Origin of the sequence: Micrococcus sp. KRD096, from assembly GCF_017168495.1 — a bacterium.
GTDB classification, from domain to species: Bacteria; Actinomycetota; Actinomycetes; order Actinomycetales; family Micrococcaceae; genus Micrococcus; species Micrococcus luteus.
Window position 1 is genome coordinate 144,017 of record NZ_JABFAY010000016.1, and the last position, 9,842, is coordinate 153,858.

The 9,842-nt window shown below is 74.5% G+C and carries 10 protein-coding genes; 4 read left to right on the top strand and 6 right to left on the bottom strand.

Translation table 11 applies throughout. The features are described 5' to 3' along the window. A partial coding sequence (locus tag J1M41_RS07815; protein ID WP_241247836.1) for a fused MFS/spermidine synthase occupies positions 1-803 on the top strand: 803 nt, incomplete at its 5' end. Between the two features lie 15 nt (positions 804-818). On the opposite strand, the gene J1M41_RS07820 is transcribed toward J1M41_RS07815, so the two are convergent. Then, positions 819-1,328, bottom strand: coding sequence for a MarR family winged helix-turn-helix transcriptional regulator (locus J1M41_RS07820; protein WP_206451484.1), 510 nt, complete (start codon positions 1,326-1,328; stop codon positions 819-821). Between the two features lie 24 nt (positions 1,329-1,352). Between J1M41_RS07820 and J1M41_RS07825 the strand changes: the two genes are divergently transcribed. Next, positions 1,353-2,588: an MFS transporter gene (locus J1M41_RS07825; RefSeq protein WP_206451485.1), complete on the top strand. Its 1,236-nt coding sequence runs from the start codon at positions 1,353-1,355 to the stop codon at positions 2,586-2,588. A gap of 39 nt (positions 2,589-2,627) precedes the next feature. Here the strand turns inward: J1M41_RS07825 and J1M41_RS07830 are convergent, their stop codons facing one another. Both J1M41_RS07830 and J1M41_RS07835 read right to left on the bottom strand, forming a co-directional pair. Next, positions 2,628-3,611, bottom strand: coding sequence for a DMT family transporter (locus J1M41_RS07830; protein WP_241247837.1), 984 nt, complete (start codon positions 3,609-3,611; stop codon positions 2,628-2,630). A gap of 92 nt (positions 3,612-3,703) precedes the next feature. Continuing rightward, positions 3,704-4,279: a hypothetical protein gene (locus tag J1M41_RS07835; protein ID WP_069941221.1), complete on the bottom strand. Its 576-nt coding sequence runs from the start codon at positions 4,277-4,279 to the stop codon at positions 3,704-3,706. Between the two features lie 248 nt (positions 4,280-4,527). Here J1M41_RS07835 and trpB point away from each other — a divergent pair, with 248 nt between their 5' ends. Further along, positions 4,528-5,829, top strand: coding sequence for a tryptophan synthase subunit beta (gene trpB, locus J1M41_RS07840; RefSeq protein WP_206451486.1), 1,302 nt, complete (start codon positions 4,528-4,530; stop codon positions 5,827-5,829). A 54-nt stretch (positions 5,830-5,883) separates the two neighbouring features. Next, a complete protein-coding gene (locus J1M41_RS07845) occupies positions 5,884-6,585 on the top strand; it encodes a ZIP family metal transporter (RefSeq protein WP_241247853.1) in 702 nt (233 codons plus the stop codon). Between the two features lie 30 nt (positions 6,586-6,615). Here the strand turns inward: J1M41_RS07845 and J1M41_RS07850 are convergent, their stop codons facing one another. From J1M41_RS07850 to J1M41_RS07860, 3 genes are all read right to left on the bottom strand, one after another. Next, on the bottom strand, positions 6,616-7,536 hold the full coding sequence (locus tag J1M41_RS07850) for an SDR family oxidoreductase (RefSeq protein ID WP_161788149.1): 921 nt from the start codon (positions 7,534-7,536) through the stop codon (positions 6,616-6,618). Between the two features lie 217 nt (positions 7,537-7,753). Then, positions 7,754-9,385 (bottom strand): amidohydrolase, encoded by a 1,632-nt coding sequence (locus J1M41_RS07855; protein WP_206451487.1) that lies wholly within the window; start codon positions 9,383-9,385, stop codon positions 7,754-7,756. Between the two features lie 31 nt (positions 9,386-9,416). Beyond that, positions 9,417-9,842 (bottom strand): GNAT family N-acetyltransferase (locus J1M41_RS07860; RefSeq protein WP_206451488.1); only part of this gene is annotated, 426 nt, incomplete at its 5' end.

Consider the following 9,842-nt stretch of genomic DNA (forward strand, 5'->3'; position numbering starts at 1 on the left):
CCCCCTCCGGCCACACCGTCCACCTGTCCACGTCGGGCGTGGACGCCCGCATCACCCCTGACGAGTTCGGCGGGTTCGTCCTGGAGATCGGCGGGGCCGTCCAGTCCCACGTGGACCTGGCCGACCCCGCTCGCATCCGCTACGAGTACCTGCGCCGCATGGCCCATGTGCTCGACGCGGCCTCCCCCGACGGCGCGCCGGTGCGGGTCCTGCACCTCGGCGCGGGCGCGCTGACCCTGCCGCGCTACCTCCAGGCGACCCGGCCCGGCTCCGAGCAGACGGTGGTCGACCTGGACCGGGAGCTCGTGTCCTTCGTGCTCGCCGAGCTGCCCCTGCCGGCGGGCACGGACCTCGTCTCCGTGGTCGCGGACGCGCGCCTGGCCGCCGTCGACCTCGCGATGGACGGGGAGCGGTTCGACGCCGTCGTGCTGGACATCGGCACCGGCGAGGAGGGCGCCGAGCACCTGCGCGGCGCCGTGTTCTACGAGGAGCTGCTCGAGCTGCTGACGGCGGGCGGGGTGCTGCTGGTGAACATCGGCGACGACGCCGGCCTGCGTTTCCTGGGCGCCGAGCTGGGCGCCCTCGAGGAGGCGGCCGCCGAGGCCGGGGTGCCCGGCCCGTGGACGCTCGCGGACCAGGGGATGCTGGAGCGCCTGGACTGGGGCAACGTCGTGCTGGCCGCGGGGGCGCCGCTGGGAGAGGCCGGCTGCACGGAACGCCTCGCCGCGGCGGGGCCGCATCCGGCGGCCGTGCTGGACCCGGCGGAGTCGGCCGCGCTGGCCGCCCGCATCCGTCGCGCCTGAGGGCGGGCGCGGCGCTCAGGGCCGGGGGGCCTCCGCACCGGGGCCCGTCTGCGGCCGGGGCCACGGGTGGCCCCGGCGCTCCTCCGCCCCCTCGTTGAAACGCCGCAGGAGCCTGCTGAACTCGACGACGTCCTCGGCGGGCCAGGAGGAGACGATCTGCGCCACGTTGTCCGCCCGGGAGCTCAGCTCCGCGGCAAGGCGGGCGCGTCCCTCCTCCGTGGGACGGTGCAGCCGGGCGGAGCCGCCGTCGGGGTCCGCCACCCGCTCGACGAGGCCGGCCTTCATGGCGGCGGCCACCTGCCGGTGGACGGTGGAGACGTCGAGGTCGAAGGCCTCGGCCAGCTCGGCGACGCTCATGGCCCCGCCCGCCTCCAGGCGGGCGAGCAGCACGGTGGCGCTGCGCTCCAGCGCACTCGACCGGCCGTAGGGTGCCACCCCCTGCGCGGCCACCCGCAGCAGGAGCATGTGCTCGTACATGATCCCTTCGACCGGGTCGGCCCACGCCCCCTCAGGTAATTGCATCATGCAAACGATGCTACCTTTTGCATCATGCAAATCGCCGAGCAGGAACGCATCGCCTCCCCCACCTTCGTCCTCGCCTGGGTGGTCTCCTTCCTCCAGTTCCTCGCGTTCTACGCCCTGGTCACCACCATGGCCGTGTACGCGGTCCGGCAGTTCGCCGCCTCGGACGCCGGGGCGGGGCTGGCCTCGAGCGCCTTCGTCATCGGCGCCACCCTCAGCCGCGTGGTCACCGGCCACGTGGTGGACCGCTTCGGCAAGCGCCGCGTCCTGGTGGTGGCCCTGGTCGCCGTCGCGCTGTCCTGCACGCTCTACCTCGTCGCCTCCTCGCTGCCGGCCCTCGTGGCGGTGCGCATGCTCCACGGCGCCAGCTACGCCTTCGCCAGCACCGCCGTCATGGCCCTGGCCCAGGCGGCCATCCCCGACGGGCGACGCGCGGAGGCCACCGGCCACCTCGCGCTGGGCACCACCCTGGCCACCGCGATCGGCCCCGCCCTGGGACTCTTCCTCGCCGGCTCCATCGGCTACGCGTGGCTGTTCCGGGCGACTCTGGGGATCACGGTGGTCAGCCTCGTGCTGGGCCTGCTGGTGCGCGAGGCGCCCGCCGCGGCGGGCGTCGACGGCGAGCGCGCCGCCGGCGAGGCCCCCCTGGAGCACCCCGCCCCCGCGGTGGGCTTCCGCCTGCGCTCCGTGCTGCACCCGGCGGTGCTGCCGATCAGCGGCTTCATGCTGCTGGTGGGCCTGAGCTATGCCGGGATCCTCACCTACCTGAACGCCTACTCGGTGGAGCGCGGGCTCACAGCCGGCGCCGGCCTCTTCTTCCTGGCCTACGCCGCGGCGATGCTCGTCATGCGCCTCACCCTGGGCACCCTGCAGGACCGCCGGGGGGACGACGCCGTCGTCTACCCCGCCCTCCTCTGCTTCACGGCCGCGCTCCTGGTGCTGGCCTTCGCCACGCGCGACGGGCACGTGGTGCTGGCCGGGGCGCTGAGCGGCCTCGGCTACGGCACGCTCATGCCCGCGGCCCAGGCGATCGCCGTGAACGCGGTGCCCTCCCACCAGCTCGGCGCCGGCATCTCCACCCTCATGCTGTTCGCGGACGTGGGGCTGGGCCTGGGCCCCGTGCTCCTCGGCGGGCTCGTGGCCTCAGCCGGCTACGGCGCCATGTACGCGGCCCTGGCGGGCGTGCTGGTGGTCGCCGCCGGGTACTACTTCGTGATGCACGGACGCCGGCACGGGCGGCGGGAGACCGTGGCCCGCGCCTGAGTCCCGGGCGGTGACGGCGGCCTGCCGCCGCGGGCGGCGCTACCGGCGCCGCGCCGGCCAGGACGCGAGCGTGACGGCGGCGAGGGCGCCCAGGGTGCCCAGCACCGTCGTCGTGGTGACCGTGGATCCGTCGGTGGGGGCCACCAGGTCCACCACCAGGGAGCCCAGGAGGTTGCCCGAGACCAGGCCGAGGGTGGCGGCGAAGACGCCCAGGCGCGGGACGACCATGGCCCCCACCCCGATGAACACGCACCCCAGCGGGCCGCCGAGGTAGAGCCGCCAGTCATGCGGCAGCGCGGGCAGGCCGTGGCCGGAGGCCAGGGCGATCCCGCCCCACACGATCCCGAGGAAGAGGACGCCGGCGGTGAAGTTGACCAGGGTCGCCGGGATGGCGGTGCCGTAGGCCGTGGTCTGACGGGCGTTGAACACCTGCTGTCCGGCGGTGGCCAGACCGGCCAGCAGGGGCAGCAGGGCCAGCAGCGCCCAGCCGGGCCCGCCGCCGGCCTCGCCGAGCGAGGGCCACACCACGAGGGCGACCGCGGCCAGGGCGAGCGCCGCCCCCGTGAGGCGCCGCGGCGTCAGGCGCTGCACCCCGGCGGGGCTGAGCCCGAACCGGTCCACGACCATCCCGCCGACCACCTGCCCGGTGACCACGGCGACCGTGAACACAGCCACGCCGAGGGGACCGATCGTCGCGGACTGGGTGAGCACCAGGAGCCCGCCGATCACGCCCGCCACCGCGTACCACGGGCGCACGGACCCCGCGGCCAGGGCCGGGCGGATGCGGGCCAGGCCCCGGCGGCCCCGCGGCGTCAGCACGCTCACGAGCACCATGACGACCAGGCCCACCGCGAAGGAGCACAGGGCGGCGAGGACGGGGTCGCCCGTCAGGTGGGCGAGGCGGGAGTTGATGCGGCCCTGCAGCGGCATCACGGAGCCGGCGGCCACCGCGAGCGTGAACAGCAGGGCGGTCGCCCGCCCGGACGCCCCTTCCCCGCGGGTGAGGACGATCTCGTGCTTCATGCACCCATCCTGTCAGCGGACTGGGGGCGATCTCCCGGCACGACGAGACCGAGTGCCACGGACGAGGGCGTCGCCTCCGGCGCCCGGCCGGCTCAGAGCGTGGCGGAACGGCGGGCGGAGGCCCTCATGGCCGCGACCCGCTGCGCCACAGGGGCCTCCAGAGCGCCCGGCTGCAGGGCCGGGGCGAGATCGGCGGCCACCTCTCGGGCGACCCCCTCGAGGGCGGAGGCGTCCTGGGCGACCCAGGCGCGCAGCGTCAGGTGCTCCCGCATCCACGCCGTGAGCGTCTCCTCGGACTCCGGGGTGAGGGCGAAGCCCACCCCCGCCGCACCCGGGCTGGTGCGCTCCACATCCAGGCCGAGCTCGCCCGCCAGCAGGGCGGCGAACGCCTGGCGCAGCGGTGAGACGCCGGTACGACCGGACTGAAAGGCGGCGCGCACCTCGCGGCACTGCAGGCTCTCGTCGGCCACGTCGACGGCGAGGACGTCACCGGCGGCGGGGGTGAGGCCCAGGGCGGCACGGGCTGACTCCTCGGCCACCACGGCCACGATGCCGGGCACTGCGGGGGCGGCGGTGAGGAACTCGGCGTACCGCATGCCCGGAGTGGCGGCGAGCACAGCGGCGGCCTCGGCGGTCAGGGACGGGGTGTCGACGGCGGTGATGGTCATGGATCCAGGGTGAATCGCGATTCACTGAGACGGGGAGCGGCGTCCATATTCTGAGATTTGCAGCCACATGGTGAGACTCACGCCTCCCCCGACGTGCAGTACGCTGGCCCCATGCAGATGCACGCGCAGCAGTGGTGGACCGCCTGAGGGCGGCCCCGGTCATGCGCATCTGACACGACGAGCCGCTCGCCTGCCGGGCGACTCGGTCATGAGCGGCTCCGGCGGGCCCCATCCCAGGAGGACCCCCGATGACCCACCGCAACCCCGAGGACAACGCCCTGAGAGGCGCCCCCGAGCCCCGCACCCTCGCCGAGGCCTGCGACCTCGTCACCACCCCGGACCTGGACGTCTCCGCGGACGGCATGTTCGGCCAGTACGGCGGCGCCCACCTGCCCCCGCAGCTGGCCGGCCCCATGGCCGAGGTCGCCCGCGCGTACGCCGAGGCGCGCCAGGACCCCGAGTTCTACGCCGAATACCGACGCCTGCTGCGCGACGCCGTCGGGCGCCCCTCCCCCCTGACCCCGCTGGACCGCCTCTCCGACGAGCTCGGCGGCGCACGGATCGTGCTCAAGCGCGAGGACCTGAACCACACGGGCGCCCACAAGATCAACCACACGATCGGCGAGGCGCTGCTCGCCAAGCGCATGGGCAAGCGCAGCCTGATCGCGGAGACCGGCGCCGGCCAGCACGGCGTGGCCCTGGCGACGGCGGCCGCGATGGTCGGCCTCGACTGCGAGATCCACATGGGCGCGATCGACGTGGCCAAGCAGCACCCCAACGTGGTGCGCATGCGCCTGCTCGGCACGAAGGTCGTCTCGGTGGAGCGCGAGGGCCGCTCCCTGAAGGAGGCCGTGGACTCGGCGTTCGAGGTGTACGCGGCGAACCCGGAGAAGTACCTGTTCGCGATCGGCTCCGTGGTGGGCCCGCACCCGTTCCCCACGATGATCCGCGACTTCCAGTCCGTGGTCGGCCGCGAGGCCCGCGCCCAGTTCCAGGAGCGGTTCGGGGCGCTGCCCAGCGCCGTCGTCGCCGCGGTGGGCGGCGGCTCCAACGCGATCGGCGCGTTCACCGCGTTCCTCGACGACGCCGACGTCGCGCTCGTGGGCGTCGAGCCCGGCGGCCGCTCCGCGGCCAAGGGCGAGCACGCGATGACCATGACCCAGGGCCGCGACGGCGTCCTCCACGGCATGGCCACCCTCGTCCTCGCCGACGACGACGGCACCCCAGACCCCGTGCACTCGATCGCCTCGGGCCTGGACTACCCGGGCGTCGGTCCACAGCACGCCCACTTCGCGAGCGTCGGCCGTGTCCGGTACGTGGCCGAGGACGACGCGGCCGTGCTCGACGCGTTCCAGCGACTCACGAGGCTCGAGGGCGTCATCCCCGCGCTCGAGTCCGCGCATGCCGTGGCGCACGCGATCCGCCTCGCCCCGCAGATGGGCCGGGACGAGCGGATCCTCGTCAACCTCTCCGGCCGCGGGGACAAGGACGTGGACTACGTGGCGGAGAAGCTCGGGCTCACGGGCGAGGCGGCCGAGGTCGTGCGGTGAGCTGAGGCGGCGGCCCGGCGTCGTCCCCGGTCAGCGCGTAGCCTGGCTGCCGTGATGACCCTGATGTGGGGCGCAGTCGCCGCGTCCTCCCTGCTCGTGGGCGCCGTCCTGGCGACCCTGCGCCGCTGGCACATGGGCACGATCGGACTCGTGCTCGCCTTCGGCGCCGGCGCCCTGATCGCGTCCGTGTCCTTCGAGCTCGCGGAGGCGGGCGTGCAGGCGGCCGGACCTGCCGCCGTCGGCATCGGGCTGACGCTCGGCGCGGCCGCCTACTTCCTCGGCGACCGTGCGGTGGAGCGCTCCGCCGCGAGGTCCGGCGGCTCGTCCTCGGGTGCGGCGCTGACCGTGGGCGCGCTGCTGGACGGCATCCCGGAACAGCTCGTGCTGGGCATCGGGCTGGCCGCGGGCGAGGGCGTGTCCCTCGCGCTGCTCGTGGCGATCTTCATGTCCAACCTGCCCGAGTCCATCGCCGCCACGGCCGACTCCCTCGACGGCGGCAAGACGCGCCGCCACCTGCTGATCCAGTGGTCGCTCGTGACGGTGGTCTGCGCCCTGGCGACGTGGGGCGGCGGGCTGATCGCCGACGTCGCCTCCCCCGCCCTGACCGGCGGCATCCAGGGCTTCGCAGCCGGCGCCCTGCTGGTCATGCTGATCGACACGATGATCCCCGAGGCCCGCGAGAAGGGCGGGGAGAGGGCCGGGCTGCTCACCGTGGTCGGCTTCGCGCTCGGCGCCTTCCTGTCCCTGGTGGTGTGACCGCCCAGGGACAGGAACGCCCGGCTCCGGTCACGGGGTGGGCATGCCGCCGGTCACCGGGATGGTTGCGCCCACCACATAGGAGGACTCCGGCGAGGCCAGGAACACGTACGCCGGGGCGAGCTCGGTGGGCTGCCCGGCGCGGCCCAGCGGAGTGGACTGGCCGAACTCCGGCAGGGCCTCCGGCTTCTGGCCGCCGGAGGGCTGCAGCGGGGTCCAGATCGGACCGGGCGCCACGGCGTTCACGCGGATGCCCTTCGGGGCCAGCTGCTGGCCCAGGGCCTTCGTGAAGGTGTTGATGGCGGCCTTGGTGGCGGAGTAGTCCACCAGCTGCTCCGGGGCCATGTAGGCGACCACGGAGGTGGTGTTGATGATCGTGGAGCCCGGCTTCAGGTGCGGCAGGGCGGCCTTGACCAGGCGGAACTGGGCCAGGATGTTGATGTCGAAGGTGGCCTCGAGCTGCTCGTCGTCGATGTCCTCGATCGAGTCCTGCGCCACCTGCTTGCCGCCGTTGTTCACCAGCACGTCCAGCCCGCCGAGCTTCTCGACCGCCTGGGCCACGAGGTCGGCGCAGAACGTCTTGTCGCGCAGGTCGCCGGGGATCCCGACGGCGGTGCGCCCCTCCGCCTGCAGGACCTCGAGGACGTGCTGGGCGTCCTTCTCCTCCTCGGGCAGGTAGGTGATCACGACGTCGGCGCCCTCGCGCGCGAACGCGATTGCGGTGGCCGCGCCGATGCCGGAGTCACCGCCGGTGATGAGCGCCTTGCGGCCCTCGAGACGGCCGGTGCCGCGGTAGGACTTCTCACCCAGGTCGGCCTTCGGCGTCATCTCCGCGTCCAGGCCGGTGCCGGGCAGCGACTGCTCCGGCGGGCTGATCACGGGGTAGCGCTTCGTGGGGTCCTGCAGGGTGAGCTGGTCGGTGGTGGTGGTGTTCGCGTCGTCGTGCGCCACGGGGTGCTCCTCACGGTCTCGGGGCGACGCGCGGTCTGCGCGCCGTCCTCCGAGCGTAGGGAGCAGCCCCCCGGCGGCGCCACGGCTGATCCCCGGGTCACCGGACGTGCCCCACCCGCTCCCCTGGATGACGAGCCCTGCGATATGGCCCCTAAACCACGCGTTTAGGGGCCATATCGCAGGGCTCGTCGCGGGGCGCCGGGGCCGGGGCCGGGCGTCACAGCCCGCCGTGCACGAACTGCCCGCCCACGGCGGTGGCGACGACGTCGATCGCCGCGATCTGGTCGCTCGGCACCGCGCGAGGGTCCTCGCTGAGCACCGTGAAGTCCGCGAGCTGGCCTGCGACGAGCCGTCCCTTGCGGCCGCCCCAGCCGGTCGCCTCCGCGGAGCCGACCGTGTAGGCGTGCAGGGCCTCGGCCACGGTGAGCCGCTCCGCGTCCGGGCCGTACTGCTCGCCGGTCTCGGTGCGGCGCAGCACGAAGTCCTGGATGACCTCCAGCGGGCGGCCGCCGGCCACGGGCCGGTCCGAGCTGCCCGGCAGCACCAGGCCCGCGCGCAGCAGCCGTCCGGCCGGGTACGACAGCACGGCCCGCTCCGGCCCGATCCGCTCCCGCACCGACCCGCCGAACGCGCTGATGAAGTTCGGCTGGGTGGCCATCACGACCTCCAGCTCGGCCATGCGGGCCACCTGATCGTCGCGGACCACCCCACCGTGCTCCACGCGGTGCGGCATCACGGGACGGCCGAACCGGCCCCGTGCCTCGGCGATCACGTCGAGCGCGAAGTCGAGGGCGGCGTCGCCGATCGCGTGCAGGGCCAGCGCCCATCCGGCGGCCGCCGCACCGAGGCACGCCCGGCGCATCTCCCCCGCGTCCTGCTGCAGGTAGCCGCGGCCGTGGCCGTGGCCGCAGTAGTCCTCGGTCATCGCGGCGGTCTGTCCGAGCATCGACCCGTCCGTGAACACCTTCGCCGGCCCGATCTGCAGCCACTCGTCGCCCACGCCCGTGCGCACGCCGGCGTCGAGGGTGAGGTGCGTGCCGTCGTCGGGATGGCCGTCCACCGGGTGCAGCGCGTCCAGGGTGACCATCGTCTGGAAGCGGGTGCGCAGCAGCCCCGCGTCCCGGGCGCGCTGATACGCGCCGAACTCGAGCGGGCTGTGCCCGATCCACCCGCCGGCCACCCCCGCATCCGTCACCGAGGTGATGCCCTCGGCCGCGTACTCCTGCGAGGCCCGCGCCAGGCACGCGCCGATGTGCTCGTGGGACTCCGGCTGCAGCAGCCGGGTCACCAGGCTCATGGCGGTCTCCTCCAACAGGCCGGTGGGCCGGCCGGCGGCGTCCGTGAGGATCCGCCCGCCCTCGGGCTGCTGCAGCACCTGCTCCCCCACGCCGGCCAGGACCAGCACCGCCCCGGACACCGTGACGGCGTGGCCCGTGTTGTGGCGGATGAGCACGGGGCGCCCGGAGGCGGCGGCGTCGAGGCTGTCCCGGTCCGGCTGGGGGCCGGTGAGGTGGCCGGGGTCGAAGCCGGTGCACGTCACCCAGGCGCCGGGGTCGAGCTCGGCGGCGCGGGCGCGGACCCGGCGGTGGACCTCCTCCGCGGTGCGCGCACCCTCGAGGTCCACGTCCAGCCGGGACTGGCCGAACCAGACGCTGTGCGCGTGGGCGTCGTTGAACCCGGCGAGGACGGTGCGCCCTCGCGCGTCGAGGCGTTCGCGCGTCGCGAGGCCGTCCAGCTCCTCGTCCACCCCGACGACGACGCCCCGCCACACCCCCAGCCGCGAGGCCGACGGGCGGGCGGGGTCGCCGGTGATGAGGCAGGCGTTCTCCACGATCAGGTCGAGCTGCATGGGGCGGGGCCTCCTGGGACGTTGTACACCTCTAGGCGGCCAGGCGCGCGTCGAGCCCAGCGCGCACCGCGGGCCACTCCTCGCGCACCACGCTGAAGTAGTCGACGTCGGCGATCGTGCCGTCCGCCGCCGGGCGGAAGCGGCGCAGAGTGCCCTCGAACGTCGCCCCCAGGCGGGCGATGGCGGCGTGTGAACGGGCGTTGCGGTGGTCGCAGCGCAGGGCCACCCGCTCCAGCGCCCATTCCTCGAACGCGTGCCCGAACAGCAGCAGCTTGCAGCCGGGGTTCACGGAGGTGCCCCACACCCGACGGGCGTAGACCGTGTGCCCCACCTCCACCCGCAGCCCCGGTACCAGGTCATAGAGGCTCGTGCGCCCCACCAGCTCCCCGCCCTGCTCGACGGCGAACGCGAAGGTGCCCTCCCGCTCGATCAGCTCGGCGAGGTGTGCGGACATGGC